This is a genomic window from Reticulibacter mediterranei, assembly GCF_016587455.1.
In genome coordinates this window covers 291,368-308,284 of the sequence record NZ_BNJK01000002.1, presented here as the reverse complement: position 1 = coordinate 308,284, position 16,917 = coordinate 291,368, and the positions used below count along the sequence as shown (strand labels likewise).

The following is a 16,917-nucleotide window of genomic DNA, read 5'->3' as shown; positions in this document are numbered from 1 at the left end:
CTAAGAATTTCTCTTCCCGCCTTTTGCTTTAAAGGGGTTATGGATTACGAGGGAAAAGGGCTTCCCTTGTGATCCATAACCCCTTTTCTTTATGCCAGCTTTCCTTTCAACATGTTGTAAATGCTGTAAATATTTCAATTGTAAATTTACATATAAACTACAATACTGAAATGTCTCTATAGTATATAATATGTGATACCTAAGTATCATGCCATTGCATTTATTGGAGAATTACTCTATACTGATTTGTGGGAGATGAAAAGCATCCCAACGGCTAAATGAAAGGAATAGAAATCTCTATGAAAATGAAATCAAACAAAATGCTTATGAGTAGAAGAAAGGCGATTGCGGGAATACTGGCAACGGGTGCGGGCCTGAGCATCAACTTTGCAACGGCTCCACTCAGCTTTGCCTCTACCTTCGCAACTGCTGGTACAAATCCAAGCCCATTAAAACTAAAAGCAACGATTAAGAATTCGCAGATCGTCCTCAAAACAGGCAAAATTGCTGGTAAAAAAGCGAAGGCGACGCTCAAAAATTATACTCTCAAGACAAATGCTCAACCCGCGCCATTTGCGGCTACCACCACCGCGACCTTTACAGCGTTTCCTGTCACGACGACCTCCAATCCCAGATTAGGCAACATGGTCAAAGGTGACGATGGGTCGAGCTTCTTTTTCGTTGAGGAGAAAGCCAACCGTATCGGGAAGATTACCACGCAGGGCGCGATTACCGAATACCTGTTGCCGCTGAGCGATTATGATTTGCATGGGATTGCCAATGGCCCTGACGATACCTTCTGGTTTACCTACAGTCAGCATCGTGGACCGGCCTATATTGGGAAGATGATCGGTGCCAGCGGGCAGGTGACGCTCTATAACGTAGGCTCGGCTGACGATGATTTGAACCTGCTCGACATCACACGCGGCCCTCATGATCCACTCTGGTTTGTTGGGAGTGAATTGGTCGGGTGCATCTATCCTGATGGGGAGTATACGCTCTTTCATATCGATGCCATCGGAACCCCGGGAAGCATTGTGACAGGAAGTGATGGGGCGCTCTGGTTCACTTATGATTATCACGGCGACACATATGGTGTTGCGCGCATCACGACATCTGGTGATCTAACTTATTATCCGATGCAGGATCAGACCGATGATATCACTGCCGGAGATGGCAATGATCTCTGGTTCACCCAGGAAAACACACAGCGTATCGGGCGGTTGACCACCAGCGGCCAGTTGACGCAATATCAATTGTCGAATGTATCCACCACCGTCTCTGCGCCATCTCCCCGCACTATTGCACGTGTGTCGAGTGGCACCTATGCCTTTGCTGGGTCGACCGCGAAACTGTCCTCCGGTGGTGGAGCAGGCCCGGTCTATATGGGAACCATTAACACATCCGGCAATATTAAGCTCTATCAGCAACCCGATCAGAACGATTTTCCCCGGGATGCTGTTTACGCTGGTTGGGCCAATGAGGTCTGGTATACCACGCAGAGCAAAATCTATAAATTCCGCTTAGACTCCTAGCAATCTCATTAAATAATAGGATGCTGACGAGAAGAGATCATCTCGTCAGCATCTCCTTTATACCGAGTATCCCCGCAGAGTACGTCGCTGCCACTCCCGACTCTCAACTCCATCGCGGCTATCATAGCCCCGGCTCAACGCCACAATATCAATCAAAAACAGAACAAGCAGAAAAACAATAATAGCAAGCATATTGGGCCTCCTGGACATTTCCATAGATCGCGTTTCAACACTCACAGTATACGGCGTTTTTGTGTTAAAATGGAGGGAAAATTAAAAGCATTTGCATGTTATGATTTTAAAAACAAAGGAGAATTCTGGCCATGAGCGTTGAAATTGAAAGGCTACTCGACGATACCGGCTGGCAATTGTTGCAGGAATTGCAAAAGAATGCACGCCTCTCCTATAGCGAGTTGGGGCAACGCGTGGGCCTCTCTTCTCCGGCTGTTGCGGACCGGATGCGCCGCATGGAAGAGGCTGGCATCATTAGCGGCTATCGGGCCGAGGTCAATCTGCCGAAACTGGGCTTACCCGTTCTGGCGGTCATCCGGCTGGGTAGCCATAACGGACAAAATTGTACGCGCATCGCTGCACAGGTGAGCGAGATCCCGGAGGTACTCGAATGCTATCGCGTTTCAGGTACCGACTCGGTCGTGACCCTGGTTGCCGCTGCCTCGGTTAGCCACCTGGAGCGGATCGTCGATCAGCTTTCCTTGCACGGTCTGCCCACGACCTCGCTTGTCTTCTCCAAGCCTCACAAACGTCCCATCATCACCCGCGAACTGCTCGAACGGGGTGAAGAGTGGGAGGAGATTCTCTAACCCCTATGTCGTGGTCGCGGGATCATTGAGGCATCTGGCAATTGGGGGGGAGAATTGCAGATTATAAAAGGTGTTGGGTTATCCGTAGCGACAAGGGGTGCAGGGGATCTTGGAAGGGGCCTTGCGCTTGTCGCTGTTGGGTCTTCGCTGGGATGGGGAAACAGATAAACGGTATGGCGAGAGCGACAAGCGCAAGGCCCCTGCAACCCCTCCTCACAACCCCTTGTCGCTACGGGTGAGGAGAACCTTCTCTATGAACCAATTATGGGTCAATCGGCAATTTTAATAGTATTTTAATGCGGAAGAGGTGAAAAGCGCCGGAAAAGCCGCATTATCTGCGGGAAAATTTGCTACCAATTCTCGTTCTTTTTAGTGATAAGCCTGCTTTTTGCACGTCAAAACCATTGATTTTCGTGGAAAACTCGTGTAATGTATATAATATACACACTTTTTTACAATTCTACGTACAGGATAACATCAAGCAAGCGGCGTTTCGTACGAAGAATGTTGAAAGGTGGAAAGCGCGCCAGGGCTATCTTGAGCGCTATTTTCAACCACGAAATCTCACAAGCAAGGAGGTACTCACAACTCACAGGGGAAGACACCGTACCCGGGTAACAACCACACGACGTTTTTACTTCATTCATTCACTCAGGAACAATCAGATAAGGAGCAGCAGTATGCAGAAAGTGTCGCTTCGCAAGGTGAAAACTCCTATCAGTTACATGCAGGAAACGACCGAAGAGGTACTGCACTTTTCATTGCAGGGTTTGTTACCGATAGGGCACACACTTGCGTTGAACACCACACTGGGCACTCTCTCTCATCTCGTCATCAAGCAGGATCGCCCTCACATGCTGATGGAGCAGCAGTTTACAACAAGCGAAATTTGCGTTCTGATGCCCCTGCTGGAATCGTACCCCTATTATTGCCCCTACGAAGTCTTGCTCGCGAGTTTCACCAGTGGGCGTGTCACCGACACCACCATTGCCCGTTGTCGCACACGGCTCCAGGAGGCTCAAGAGGCGGGGGTATGGGATCAGGAGATGAGGCCAGTTCGCAATGTCTTATCGCGCACCCGCCTCAAAACCCGCGCCTTCGGTATCGAAATCTCTTCCATTCTAGAGACAGGCTATATCTTGATGTATATGGCAAATCACCGGCTCATGGAAGAATAAATCTCACTCACTCACTTAATAATTAATTTAACTGTGTTGATGGCAGGCTCTAAGCCATCCGAGCTACCTCATCACAACGAAAGGATTATCGCTTATGATGAGTTAGGAAGCCCATTTTTCCCTCATTAAGAATAAAATGCTGTGCAAGCGCGGTATGTATACATCTGTGCTTTTTTTACCTTCTGAGTTTACCGCAGATGATGCGTACGTAAACGATGGACCTTCAACGCCACAAGCAGGGGAAAGCGCACAGGCAGATTTTCCAGATTCAGGATACTGAGCTTCTGGATGCGGTCGAGACGCTGTAGGAGCGTATTGCGATGGACATCGAGCTGAGTTGATGTCTTGGCAATATTGCCACCACATTCCAGATAGACCTCCAGCGTATCGAGCAGGTTGGTTCTCTTGCGTTGATCGTAGGCGGCGACGGTTGCGATCTGCTCCTGATATTGATCGGGAAGCGTATCATTGTGCGCAAAGGCGTGGAGATAGCGATAGGCACCTAGCGTATTAAAGTGGCTGCAACCACCATCGTCATAGATGTCTCGCCCCACGTCCAGGCTTTCGCGTGCCTCCGCAAACCCGCGCTGATATTCTGGCAGCGTCTGACAGGGATTGCCCAGGCCAATGTACAGATGTACTCGTTGCTCTTGCCTCATCCGTATCACAAGGTTACGGCACCACGCATAGACCTGTTCTGCGCTCTGCTCGCCATCCAGCGAGAGCAGACAGACCAGCAGATCGTTGCGCTCTTCGATCAGCGAACCTGGATAGTGCTCAAGAATCAGGTGTCGGACCTGACCCGACAGGTCTTCATAGAATGCCAGTCGCTCTTCTATTGGCGGCGTCTCTTTGCTCCCGCCTGCCTCTTCCATATCGCTGAACTCGATGAGAGCGATGGCATGGGGTTTGGTGAGGTTGTAGCCAAGAAAATAGGCACGACGACGCACGTGTTCTTCGCTCTCGCGGCCTCCTTCGCACAGCTCATGGACGAAGGCACGTATAAGACTTTGCTGTTCCAACTGGCTCTCATCGACAAATTGCTGGTGCTGAATCGCAAGAGCCGTTTGTGTGGCGATGGTTGAGAGCAGCAACTCTTCGTCGCCGCGACTGCGCCAGGACTTGCTCGAATAGCAGAGCAACAGACCAAGACAGGTGTTGCCAGCCAGCAGGGGAATCGGCAGCAATGTCTGATACTGCACATTTTGCAGCGGATTGAGTTGTTCTAGTTCATAATCGCTCAGCCGGGGCATCAGCCCACGTTGCAGCGCCGAGCGCATCTGTTTCCAGAGCGCCTCGCTCACCTGCACCGGCTGTACATTGACGCCTTTATCGCTCAGGTCGGTCGTGCTGGCAACGACACGCAGCTCATCCCGCTCCTGAAGCAGAATGATACAAAGATCCACTCCCAACGCCTGCCGCAACAGGACCGCCAGTGTTTGTAATATATTCTGCAAAGAAAGCGACAATGTTGTGGCCATCACCAGATGGCGCAACACCTCATGCAGCCTGTGCCGCGTCTCACCTATCCCCGCCGCGTCGCGCGTCACCACCTTCTGTTGTGGATCAGTGTCGCGAAGCGAGTACTTGAAGGAGTTCTTACCAGCACGTTCCTTGCAAACCTGTTCGAGTGAAAATGCTTGAGCGCTCATATTTTCCTGGCTCTCAACAAGCAAAAAACATTGTACGCTGCTTGTTATGTACATTCATACAACGAGTTACAAGCGGTTGAACAAATGGAAGTCTGGCCGAAATTTAGTGTAACACATTTTATATGACTTGTCTATCCTAAACGTTTCACAATTTTTTTTTGTAATGTCTTAGGTATATCTACAGAAGACTGGTATAAGACAAATCAAAAGTTGTACCAATACTCTCGACGAAATCTTCTGCGGTGTGAACGTGTATGGTAGGGGCGATGGCTGGTCCTCGCCCTGGGTGCCACCATCGCGGCGGGTGAAGCTGGGCGAGGACCAGCCATCGCCCCTACCATATACACATACACAACAAGAATATTTTCCTCTATCTAACTATAAGACGGCGGAATTGCCCTTGCATAAAAAAATTTGCCTGTTTTGGTCCGATAGTTCCGATTTCGTTGTTCCGATTTTACTGATCCGTTGCTCTCAACGGCCAAAAAACGCGGAGGAGGAAGCTAGGAGATGATGAGAAGACCCACACCCTATACTCCGTGCAGATACTTGTTCTGTCGGAAATTTGTAGAAGAACCTTGTAGAAGATTTTTAGTAGATTATCCGCGATGTCATAACATTGTTGAGCCGTATGTATTTTTTGTGAGGAGCAGCGTACCATGTCGTACAACGATCCAGCACGATTTTCCAGTTCGCCCGGACTCCACGGGGTCGCGACCATGTTACAGAAGGGTCGCGCCACCAGAGCTGCGGAACAAGAAACTATCTTTCATGGTGAGGGTCTGGCGCGTGATGTATGGGCAGAGCAATTTGGTCCCTGGATCGTCCTGGGCTTCTCTGCCGCCTTTGCCCTCTTCCTGATTATCATGGCGCTGGCCGGGCAGGTGGCGGGCCAGAGCTTCTTGCTCAAGAGCATCTCAGATATTCTTCAATTTGTCGGCGAGGGCATCGGTTTTGTCTTCTGTGTGCGCATTGCCGTCCGCTTATACCATACCTCCCGTCGCTTAAAACAGGATCTCGTGAAAAAAGAGCGCGGCGAACTTTTTCCCACTCCGGCTGAATTGGCTCAGGCGCGCGCGGAGACGCAACTGGCGCAGCGCTCGTTCCTGGCCTGGGCTTTTCTGTCCATCGCCATTGCGTCTTACGCCAGTGGTCAGGCCATATGGACCAGCTACGATGTGCGCATGAACTCGGCTGATGTACCGTTTCCTGGCATCTACGATGTCGGCTTCGTGATGTCGTATCCCTTCTTTTTGATCGGAACCTTGCTGTTAACAAGACGCAACAAAGCCACTGTAGGCCGCACACGCCTGGTGCTGGATGCACTGGCGGTGATCGGCGCTGCCCTGTCCTTCTCCTGGTTCTTCCTGTTGGGGCCATCGATCGCGGGACTGGCCCAGGCACCCAGCTTCGGCGCTGCATTCCTTTCGATCTATTTTCCAACCGGCGATCTCTTCCTGGTGGCAGTCGGCGCGTTCCTGATGTTCAGCCCCCTCTCCAATCGCGCACAACAGCCGGTCTTCCTGCGCCTGTGCCTGGGACTGTTCTTTCTGGCAATCACCGATAGCTTGCTGTCCTTCTATTCGCTCTCGCAAAGCTTTAATACCGGCACCTTGCAAGATGTCCTCTGGCCGCTGAGTATGATGCTGGTCGGGCTGGCAGCAATCGAGTATCCTCACAGCATCGCACACGAGCAGGAAGTGGCGGCTCGTAGCGGCAACGCGGCCCCTTCGCTGCGCACAACCAGCCGTTCTTCACAGATCGGCCTGACATTGCAGACCATCGCGCCGTTCATCCTGGCCCTGATTACCTGTGCCACCCTGCTCACAGTCATTGCGCCACGCGGCGGCAGCATCTTGATCCAGGCCGATGTCGTTGCGCTGACCCTGTTCATCATCGTCGTTATCCGGCAGGCGCTCACCTTGATGGAGAATAACCGCCTGACCATGCAGATGCGCGGCGAACTGGTTATCTCCCGCCGTGAGCTACAGGTGACGCGGCGCGAGGCCGACGAAGCGACCCGCACCGCTCAGGAGAAGCGTGTGCTGGAAGAGGGTGTGGCGACGTTGCGAGAGATTCATGCGCGAGTTGCGCGAGGAGACTTTGCCGCACGCGCCTCAACGGTGCCGGGACCGCTGCTGCCCATCGCCATTAGTCTCAACCTGATGCTGGATCGCCTCAGCTCAATGACGCAGCGCAGTGCGCGCTATGAGCAGCTTGTGAAAGAGGGACAGACGTTGCAGGTCGCGGTGGAGCGCTTGGGACAGGGCTTGCCGGCCTGGTCGCCCAATCAGCCCGCGCCACAGAGCCAGACCGAACTGCGCTCAGTCTTTCTGGGACTGGTCCATCTCCAGCGCTTCCAGGAAGGACAATGGCGTCGCCTCTCAGGAACGATTGACTCGATGGGCAATCTTGTACGGCGGTTGCGCGAAGCCCTTGCGGAGATCAGGCGTTCGCCAGTTTTCGAGGGTAATAACCAGGTAAGTTTTGAACGGATGATCCTTGATCGGGCCTTACGCGAGGTGGACCTGCTGGATCAGCAGCAGAAGACGCTGCATACCCAGTCCACGCAACTGTATCATGATGCGGCCCCGCTTGATACGCCAGCGCCACATCACATGCAGCCTGAGCAGGCGCTTGCACGCCCGGCTGCGCATAAGACAACCTCGCTTCCCTTTGAACCATCGGGATTGCAATTCGTGAACGGTTTGCGCGAGCCGGTTCGTGAGTCGGCACCGGATCAGGCCGCACTCTATAAATTGTATCAATCGTATTATCAAAATGACAAAGCAACGGAAGACCTGTAATCCTACATTATTCATCACCATGTAAACACAATGTTCGTCGCATGTATTATGCAATTTAACAAATGATGATGTTCCTTTGAGGAACGGAAATGTTAAAGAGTGTGATACAGCGGCGAACGAAAGAAATGTGCATAGACATTTTTCATGCGGCCAGGGATCGCAGCATGCGCCCGGAAAGGACGGTCGAGATGGGCCGAGGCATTGAATCTTCCTTTCAAACAGGCGATTTGACGCCCAATCCACAGCAAGCCTATACCACACAGGAATCTGGCCCTTCGATGAGCCGGGATCAATCGGTAGCATTCTGCCTGGGACAGCAACCTCATCCTATGAGAGCCGAGGAAGTGATCTGTCGCCATTGTGGAAGTCTGGTGGCGGGAACGCGGTTGGGAGTGTATCAGGTGCAACGTCAGCTTGGGCGCGGGCGCAACGGTAGCGCGTATCTGGCTACGCATGTGCGCTCACAGCAGCCGGTTACGATCAAGATGCAACCAGCCGATGCGAGCAGTGCCAGCCTGTGGGAGGCGGCGCGCAAGGAGGTGCGAACCATTACCTCGCTGCGTCACCCGACGATCCTGCCGGTCTTTAGCTGTACGGCGTGGCACCCGGATGTGTCCGCAAGCAACTCTCGCCCCCTGCATGAATTAATGACGGCCTATCCTGCGCAAGAGACGTATCTGCTCACGCTGCGGCAGTATGTCCCGGTCACGCTCTCGCAATACGCCGCTCATTACGAGCGCAGCGAGCTGAATCTGGCGCTGCGCCGGCGTGGTGTTGAGCCGTTGGGACATCTGTTGCGCCTGTTGCAGCAGATTGGCGCGGCACTGGAGGTTGCTCACGCACGCGGGTTGGTTCATGGTGGTGTGATGCCCGGCAACGTCCTGGTCGATAGCCACGAGCATCTCTGGCTTTCAGATTTTGGTCTGACGCGGCTACTGCCTCCGAAGGGAACCTATCTGGCCCCGGAGCTTCAGATCGTTGGCACTGCCTGCCTCCAGGCTGGCAACATGGCCCCCTATTGGAACGCCGTTACGCCAGCAAGTGATCAATATATGCTGGGTATTCTCTGTCAACAACTGTTCGCGCGCCTGCTGCAACCTGCCGAATTTGAGCATCTGCAACCAGTACTGCAATGTGCCACACAGAAGTTGCCGTCGCAGCGCTTTGGCGGTGTTGACCAGTTTATGCACGAGCTAATCATGCGCGCGGGTCAAACTATCTTGTCACACGAGCGACACACGAGCAGCTTTGAGCAGCAACGCCTCTTGAGCATGCCGGGCCAAAAAGTGGTTTCGCCAACGCCGGTCCTGCCCGAAGTCTCGTCAAGCAATCACACCTCGTCAGGCAACCATGCGCTGAACTACAATCCGGCTGCCTCTGCGCCTGCGTCGCCGACCGATGATTGGGAGAAGTTGGGCGGCAAGCTGTTTACCTCACACGACTATCACGGCGCGGTCAAGGCGTATCTCCACGCGCTGGAACTGGATGCACAAAAAGCGACGCTCTGGCTGGCGCTGGGCGATGCCTATTTCGCGCTGGAAAACTACGCCGAGGCGCTTACCAGCTACGAGCAGGCCATTCAGCGCAACCCGAACGATCCGCTGGCCTGGTCCAATCGTGGCACCGCCCTGGATGCGTTGGGACGGCATAAAGAGGCGGAGGAGTGTTACGAACGGGCAGATCAATTAGAGGGGTGAGACCAGGTAGCGACAATCCCTTGCGGTTGTTACGAACGGGCAGATCAATTAGAGGGGTGAGAACCCGGTATGGGGAGGAGGCGGGCGAGGAACAGGGGTGACGAAACGATATGGGAGGAGGCGGGCGAGGACAAGCCATCGCCCCTCCCATAGACGGAATATCAGCCCCAATACGCCTGAAGATGACAGGCGACACGGTATGGCAGGGGCGATGGCTTGTCCTCGCCTGTTCAATTAAACGGATAATAGAGAGGAACAAATAATGCAATATACGGAGCAACTGAATCGTAGCTCGTTACCGGATAATGAAGCGCCCCATACACTCATTCGTGGTTGTGCCTTGCTCTCGCCTTATGAGTCCGGGCGGCTCCATTACGACCAGGATATTTTGATTGTTGGCAATCGTATTCAGGCTGTGGGGCCGTCCGGCACGCTTGAGTATAACCCGTTTCGCCTGGACCGCATTCTCTCGGGCAAAGGACGCCTGGTGATGCCCGGACTGGTCAACTCCCATACGCACTCGCTGGAAAACCTGCTGCACGCCACCTCGCCCTCGTTGCCGCTGGAACTGTGGCTAATCCCGCTGTTCAGCACGCCGGTCGAGTGGACGCCCAATTTTGTCTATCTCAGTGCGCTACTGGGGGCCATCGAGATGCTCAAAAGCGGCACAACCGCTGTGCTGGATCATCTCTGGACGCATGCCGGGGTTGAGCTGGCATATCTTGACGCCACCATGCAGGCGTACAGCGATGCTGGCATCCGTGCGACCGTCGCGCCTTCCATCGAAGATCAGGATCTCGTGCTGGAAGAGGGGCCGCACTATGGCATCGAGTTCCCCGAGCATCCCTTCATCCAGCGCTTTGATCTGTGGCCCTCCATCGACCGGCAAATGAACACGCTGGGAGACTTTATGAGCATCTGGCACGATGCCGAAGAGGGCCGGTTGCGCTGTATGCCCGGTCCCAGCGGCATTCACTGGTGCAGCCCGAACCTGTTGCAGCGCTGTCAGGAGTTGGCTCAACAGTATAAAACCGGGATGCATCTGCACGCGGTCGAGACGGAATTGCAGGCGGCTGTTATTCGCAAGCAGTTGGGTCAGGGCGGCATCGCGTATCTGGATAAGATGGGAGTGTTGCAGCCGGGAACCTCACTGGCCCACGCGATCTGGTTGGAGGATGGGGATCTCAATCTGTTAGCGAAGACGGGGGCAACGGTGGTACACAATCCCGTGAGCAATCTACGCCTCGGTAGTGGTCGCTTCCCCTTTATCGAGGCGCTCAACCAGGGCGTCAGCGTTGCCCTGGGCAGCGACGGCTCAGCCAGCAACGACAGACAGAACATGTTCGATGTGCTCAAACTGACCGGCCTGATCCACAATCACCCCAACGAGGACTACAAAAAGTGGCCGCGCCCGGTCGAGATTCTCGAATCGGCCACGCAAGGAGGGGCCGCAGCGCTGGGTAGAAGCGGGGAGGTTGGCGAGATCCAGCCCGGCCAACTGGCTGATCTCGTGCTGCTTGATCTGGAGGCCACGCCGTTTGTGCCGTTGCGCGATGCATGTCTACACCTTGTCTATTGTGAAAACGGCAGTTCTGTAGATACTGTTATTGTTAACGGAAATGTGGTCGTCGAAGGTGGTACAATTACAACCGTCGATGAGCAGGCGATCCGCGACGAGATCCGTGAACAATGCGATGTGGTCTGGCCCGGCTTTTCCGCTCAACTCGACAATGAGGATAATACCCGCGAAGTGCTGGCCCGGCTCGACACCTTGCGCCGCCTCGTTTTGCATCGCGAAGAATAATGCTTCTGATTTATGACATCCCGTACATTTTCGCTGTAGCTCTTGCACGCCTCAGCGCCTTCGGCCCTTCGTCCTGGTTAAGGAGGGGATGGCGGCTGGATACGGGCGCCGCCCGTATCCAGCCGCCATCCCCTCCTTAACCAGCGAGCCGCTACGCGGTGAGCAGAGCGGACAGAGAGAGCTGCAAAACCATCTGGGATGACTCATAAGGAGGTGGCTCCACCAAATGTGAGCGGGGCACGATCATGCATAACAATAAATTTTCATTTGTTATGCAAAATTGGCTGAGATTGTATGTTATTATATAACAGGATACGTCTTTATCTGTTTTGAAGAAAGGATGGAATTCATGGAAGAATCAGTACAGAGACCCGACTCCGAGAGACTTGATGCGCCTCCGGGGGCGGTGGAGCGACCGACGTTTATTGATTATACGCTCCGCCTGACGGGTGCGCCGAGCCTGGGGCAACTGGTGGCGGTTGCTGTGGCAACGGCGGTCTATACCGTTCTCTCCTGGCTATCAACCTTGCTGCCTTCGGGCATCCCGCTTGTCTCCTCTATCTTTCCCGCCATCGGCTTTGGCATTCCGTTTGCCATGTGGTTTGGTGGCTGGGCGTTCGTCATCGCCTATATCGGCAACTTTGTTGGCGCTGGTCTGCTTGCTCCCACGCCCCTCCCATTGCCGCTTGCGTTGCTCTTCGGGACGGTTGATCTGATCCAGCTTGGCTTGCCGATGATTCTGTATCGCACGTTGGCGAAGAGATTTGGCGTCAACCCGATTGGCAAAGATGTCTACACCGTCAAGGGCTTTATCTTCTTTATCCTGTGCGGTGCGCTGCCCAATAATATCATTGGCGGTCTCTATGGCAACTTCTTGCTCGTGCAGACCGGGGTTGCGCCTTCCAGCACCTTCCTGATCGGCTGGTTTGGCTGGTCGCTTGGCAACATCATTGTCACGCTGATTATCGGCTCCATCCTCTTAAAGACGCTCGGACCTGTCATTGAACGCTTCGGCCTGACGATCCGCAACGCTTTTAGTTAAAGTCGCCTGTAAATACAAAAAAGTAGTAATTGCTTATTAAAAATAAGTATCATGCTTTGCGCTATCTCTTCGATTGATGATGCAAAGCATGATACTTATTTTTGTCCCTCTATAGCCCCTTCCTTCTCCCTGTTCTTCAGCTAGACTAGGAAAGACTGCCATCTTTCCCGAGTGGAGTTTGTTCTTCGTATGTAATCACCAGCAACAAAACATCTTGCAAGAGCATTTTCTCTTGCAGAACGATAGTTCAAAGACCTGGAAAGGATTCTCTACCATGAACATAACCCTTGAACAGATATATTCGGCAACTCGTTCGCTCTTACGCATTGTTTTGCCTGCCACCGTATTTATCATCCTGTGCATAGGCATTTTTGTCGCGTTTCTCGCCTGTTTACAGCTTATACCAGCCAGTCAAAGGCCACCTGTTACCTTCAGCATATACTGTTTGGGGTTCCTCATCCTCTTTATCGTCTTAGAAGTGGCCTTTATCTTCTTTGAAGTCAGATTTCTACGCAAGCAATTTGGACATAAAGAACTCCCAACTCAAAGGTTTGTCGTTTTTCTCAGTGGTATCCCCTTCTATACCGTCGAGATACTTTTCATCCTTACGTTTGTTTACAGCAATAATCCTAACATACCTGCTGCTGCATTATTTGTTAGTGCAGTTGGATCTCTGGGATTCTTTATTCTCTCATGCGTTTACTTCTTTTTAACGTGGTTCTTGTTAAAACGTTCAACCACTATTGCCCTCCAGCAATAGACCCACCAGCGACAAGCGCAAGGCCCCCGCCAAGACCTCTCAACCCCCCTTGTCGCTACGAGAAACCCAACATCCTCTGTCCCTTCAATTGCCGCATGCACCTATAATTGGCACATCTGGCAATTGCGCCGGGGTTCCTCCTACCCCTTGTCGCTACGGGTGGGGAGGAACCCTCTCTTTCCCCTTCAATGCTGGATGCACCAATTATAGTACAAATGGTTAGTTTTATCTGTTTGACTTCCAATGCTTCTTGCTGTATAGTATTAAGGAGTTAGTGCTACCTGATTTAGTACAAGAATGTATATGCCACGAAGAACGTGTTAGGAACCCCCGAATACATGCGGGGGCTTGAGAAACGGCTAGCTCAACGCAAGTTTCTGACTACTGGGCATCATGGATGCAGCAGCGCGACAGGCTACAAGTCACGTACGGACGCCACCCTAATTCGTACCTCTGCTCGCCACGCCGAAGCGGACGGGATGGAGACACTCATCCCTAAGCCTGTTGAGCCACCAGGAAGGGTCATCTCACCCTGGCACCGACCAGGAGAAAGGAAATCCTTTTGAGAATCCCAGTTGTAGACACGCGAGGTGTTCAGTTAATGCCTTGCACACCAGCCAAAGCGCGTCACTTGTTCAAAAGTGGAAAGGCCCATCCCAAGCGCAACAAGTTGGGGCTGTTCTATGTGCAACTGTGCTATGAGCAGGAACCCGATAATCAGCCCTTAGTCGTGGGCGTTGACCCAGGCTCCAAGTTCGAGGGCTTCAGTGTGGTGGGCGTAAAGGATACCGTCCTCAATCTAATGGTGGAGACACCTGAGCACGTGAAAGATGCCGTCAAGACACGTCGGACGATGCGTCGGGCACGGCGCTACAGGAAGTGGCGCAGACCCAAGCGCTTCAGCAACCGGCTCAAGCGCAAGATGCGTCTTGCTCCTTCGACCAGGAGCCGGTGGGAAGCCAAAGCCAGGATTATCGCTCACCTCTGTACCATCTTGCCCCTTTGCGCTGTGGTCGTGGAAGATGTGCAGGCGGTGACAAGAAAAGGCAAAGGAGGAAAATGGAACGCAGCCTTTAGCCCCGTGCAGGTCGGCAAAGAGCATCTCTACCAACTCTTGCGCACGAGGAGCTTAGAGGTGTATCTCAAAGAGGGATGGTAAACCAAACAACTCAGAGAGCAGTACCGCCTCAAGAAGAGCAAAAGCAAGAGCGAACAGTCTTTTGAGAGTCATGCGGTTGATGCCTGGGTGATGGCAGCATCGGTGAGTGGAGCACAGCAGCCCTCCTGCACGCGCTTGTGGTATGTGGTGCCAGCCCTGCTCCATCGCCGCCAACTGCATCGCTTGCAACCTGCGAAGGGAGGCAAGCGCACACCCTATGGCGGCACCCGCTCACTTGGTCTCAAACGAGGGACGCTCGTCAGACATGCCCGCTATGGACTCTGTACGGTCGGCGGGTTTGATCGCAAGAAACGCACGATCAGTTTGCATGCCTACCGAACGAACACACGCCTGACCCAGAACGCAAAAGGTGAGCACTGTCACGTCTTGACCTGGATGGCCTGGCGGGGCTTCCTCGTCTCAAAAGGACCAAAGAAGAAGTCATCAGGCAAGGGAGTCCACTCCTCCCGCGCCCCCAAACTAAGGAACGCTTCTTTCCTCCTCAGCATGAATGCACGGAGTTGCCAGATGCGAAGAACGTATGATCAATATTGCGCGCTGGCGAAGGCGCTGGATGTCGTGGGGGAGCGCTGGACGCTGCTGATTGTGCGAGAGTTGTTCGCGGGACCGCAACGCTTCAGCGATCTCTTGCAAACACTGCCAGGGATCGGCAATGGGTTGCTGGCGACGCGTCTGCGCGAGATGCAGGCTGCGGGGCTAATCGAGATCAACGAACTGCCGCCGCCCGCTGCCTCGCGTGTCTATCAACTGACAAAGCGTGGACGCCAGCTCGATGAGGCCGTTACCGCGCTGGGACGCTGGGGCGATGCCCTGCTCGCCTCCCCCGATTCAGAGGAGCATAAGCATCCTCTCTGGCTGCTTCAGAGCCTCGCAGCGAGCACACGTCACATGCCGAACAGCGCACCAGAACTGGCACGGCTCGATGTGGATATTCTGCTCGATGGTCAGCAATTGCACCTGCGAATCCGCTCCGGGCGCGCAATGGCTGGGCGCGGGCCACATCCTCATCCACAGGCTGCAATCACCGCCACCAGCGAAACGCTATATGCCTTGAAACAAGAGCAGATGCAGATCGAGGAGACCATTGCAGACGGGCGGATCGAGATTCGCGGAGATCAGGAGGCTGCTCGTTGTGTGCTGCGAGTACTGACGCTCGCTGGCACCTCCGATCCTCTCACCTGATGTACAGAAGGAGCATTTCATGAGTACAGAGATGACAGTGGCATTCTGGTTGCCCGAAGGGAACGAGCGGTTTCGCGCCACGCTGTCTACTCAGGGTCCGTGGAACCCCAGCTTTCAGCACGGCGGGCCGCCAGGTGCGCTGCTCGTGCGCCAGATAGAACGTTGCTCTCCACGACCCGATATGATGCTGGCACGAATCAGCATCGATATTCTCGGTCCCATTCCCATCACCACGCTGCATGCTCACGCGCGCGTTGTCCGACCGGGCCGCAGCGTTGAACTGCTGGAAGCAACGCTTGAACACGATGGGCGGGCCGTGATGCATGCCTCCGCCTGGCGCGTTCTGCTGCCAACAACACATCCTGCCTCCGTAGACGAGCCAGAGATGCCACCCCAGTTGCCAGCACAGGAGTTTACGAGCGTCATCGCTCCCGAATGGGCCTGTGGCTTTCTGGAGGCGACGGAGTGGCGCTATGTGCATGGGAACTATAACCAGCTCGGGCCTGCGACCGCCTGGATGCGGATGCGCCACCCATTGCTGCCTGAAGAGGAAGTAACGCCCATGCAGCGCCTCGTGCTGACCGCTGACTCGGCAAACGGGGTCAGCAGCCCGCTCGATATTCGTTCCTGGCAATTTATCCCCCCTGAACTGACGCTCCATTGTCTGCGTCCACCCGTTGGTGAGTGGATCTGTATGGATGCACGCACATTGATGCAAGCGGAAGGAACGGGTCTGTCCACCGCCAATCTTTATGATGAGCGTGGACTGGTGGCTCGCTCGGCTCAGGCATTGCTTATCGCTCAGAGAAGTAAAGTAGAGAAGGATAGTAGAAAAGCATGAAGTTTGATACAAAAATAGCGGTTGTCGTTCGCGAAGATCTGCAAACATGGCAGAAGCTCAATATCACGGCCTTTACAGTCAGTGGAATCGCGGGCACAGTTGATGGAATTATTGGTGAACCATACGAAGATGGCTCCGGGAATCAGTATCTACCTATGTTCAGGCAGCCGGTTCTCGTTTTTCACGCCAGCGCCGAGCAGATGCAGACGGTCTACAAACGCGCGCTCAGCCGTCAGGTGCAGTTCTCTATTTTCACCGAAGACCTTTTCCAGACCAACAATGATGATGACAACCGGGCGATGGTGCGGGCCAGGCAGCAGGAAGAACTCGTGGTCGTTGGCATGGCGCTCTGGGCCGAAAAGAAGAGCGTGGATAAAGTGCTGAGTGGATTAAAGCTCCATGCTTGATGACCTTATCA

13 protein-coding genes are annotated in these 16,917 nt (G+C 53.7%); 11 read left to right on the top strand and 2 right to left on the bottom strand.

Annotation, left to right across the window (positions count from 1 at the left end; genetic code table 11):
• Window positions 1–299: 299 nt before the first annotated feature.
• Window positions 300–1,535 carry a Vgb family protein gene (locus K3T83_RS39555; protein ID WP_220208647.1) on the top strand — a complete coding sequence of 412 codons (1,236 nt, stop codon included), beginning with the start codon at window positions 300–302 and terminating at the stop codon, window positions 1,533–1,535.
• A 57-nt stretch (window positions 1,536–1,592) separates the two neighbouring features.
• Here the strand turns inward: K3T83_RS39555 and K3T83_RS57420 are convergent, their stop codons facing one another.
• Window positions 1,593–1,727, bottom strand: a complete 135-nt coding sequence (locus tag K3T83_RS57420; protein ID WP_268963544.1) for a hypothetical protein — start codon at window positions 1,725–1,727, stop codon at window positions 1,593–1,595.
• 131 nt (window positions 1,728–1,858) lie between these two features.
• On the opposite strand from K3T83_RS57420, the gene K3T83_RS39550 reads away from it, so the two are divergent.
• On the top strand, window positions 1,859–2,356 hold the full coding sequence (locus K3T83_RS39550; protein ID WP_220208646.1) for an Lrp/AsnC family transcriptional regulator: 498 nt from the start codon (window positions 1,859–1,861) through the stop codon (window positions 2,354–2,356).
• A gap of 680 nt (window positions 2,357–3,036) precedes the next feature.
• A complete protein-coding gene (locus K3T83_RS39545) occupies window positions 3,037–3,534 on the top strand; it encodes a hypothetical protein (RefSeq protein WP_220208645.1) in 498 nt (165 codons plus the stop codon).
• A gap of 188 nt (window positions 3,535–3,722) precedes the next feature.
• On the opposite strand, the gene K3T83_RS39540 is transcribed toward K3T83_RS39545, so the two are convergent.
• The gene (locus K3T83_RS39540; protein ID WP_220208644.1) at window positions 3,723–5,186 is read right to left on the bottom strand and encodes a helix-turn-helix domain-containing protein; all 1,464 of its coding nucleotides are present in this window, start codon (window positions 5,184–5,186) and stop codon (window positions 3,723–3,725) included.
• A gap of 659 nt (window positions 5,187–5,845) precedes the next feature.
• On the opposite strand from K3T83_RS39540, the gene K3T83_RS39535 reads away from it, so the two are divergent.
• From K3T83_RS39535 to K3T83_RS39500, 8 genes are all read left to right on the top strand, one after another.
• Window positions 5,846–7,993, top strand: coding sequence for a hypothetical protein (locus K3T83_RS39535; RefSeq protein ID WP_220208643.1), 2,148 nt, complete (start codon window positions 5,846–5,848; stop codon window positions 7,991–7,993).
• An 89-nt stretch (window positions 7,994–8,082) separates the two neighbouring features.
• On the top strand, window positions 8,083–9,690 hold the full coding sequence (locus tag K3T83_RS39530; RefSeq protein ID WP_220208642.1) for a protein kinase family protein: 1,608 nt from the start codon (window positions 8,083–8,085) through the stop codon (window positions 9,688–9,690).
• Window positions 9,691–9,952: 262 nt separating this feature from the next.
• A complete protein-coding gene (locus K3T83_RS39525; RefSeq protein WP_220208641.1) occupies window positions 9,953–11,494 on the top strand; it encodes an amidohydrolase family protein in 1,542 nt (513 codons plus the stop codon).
• A 349-nt stretch (window positions 11,495–11,843) separates the two neighbouring features.
• Window positions 11,844–12,536, top strand: a complete 693-nt coding sequence (locus K3T83_RS39520; RefSeq protein WP_220208640.1) for a hypothetical protein — start codon at window positions 11,844–11,846, stop codon at window positions 12,534–12,536.
• Between the two features lie 1,322 nt (window positions 12,537–13,858).
• Window positions 13,859–14,455, top strand: a complete 597-nt coding sequence (locus K3T83_RS56635) for an RRXRR domain-containing protein (RefSeq protein WP_373324657.1) — start codon at window positions 13,859–13,861, stop codon at window positions 14,453–14,455.
• A gap of 90 nt (window positions 14,456–14,545) precedes the next feature.
• Entirely contained in the window at window positions 14,546–15,658 is a 1,113-nt protein-coding gene (locus K3T83_RS39510) for a winged helix-turn-helix transcriptional regulator (RefSeq protein WP_236065170.1), read from the top strand.
• Window positions 15,659–15,677: 19 nt separating this feature from the next.
• The gene (locus tag K3T83_RS39505; protein ID WP_220208639.1) at window positions 15,678–16,499 is read left to right on the top strand and encodes a thioesterase family protein; all 822 of its coding nucleotides are present in this window, start codon (window positions 15,678–15,680) and stop codon (window positions 16,497–16,499) included.
• Window positions 16,496–16,906 (top strand): DUF2000 domain-containing protein, encoded by a 411-nt coding sequence (locus K3T83_RS39500; protein WP_220208638.1) that lies wholly within the window; start codon window positions 16,496–16,498, stop codon window positions 16,904–16,906. The genes K3T83_RS39505 and K3T83_RS39500 overlap by 4 nt, the downstream gene beginning before the upstream one ends.
• The last annotated feature ends 11 nt before the right edge of the window (window positions 16,907–16,917 follow it).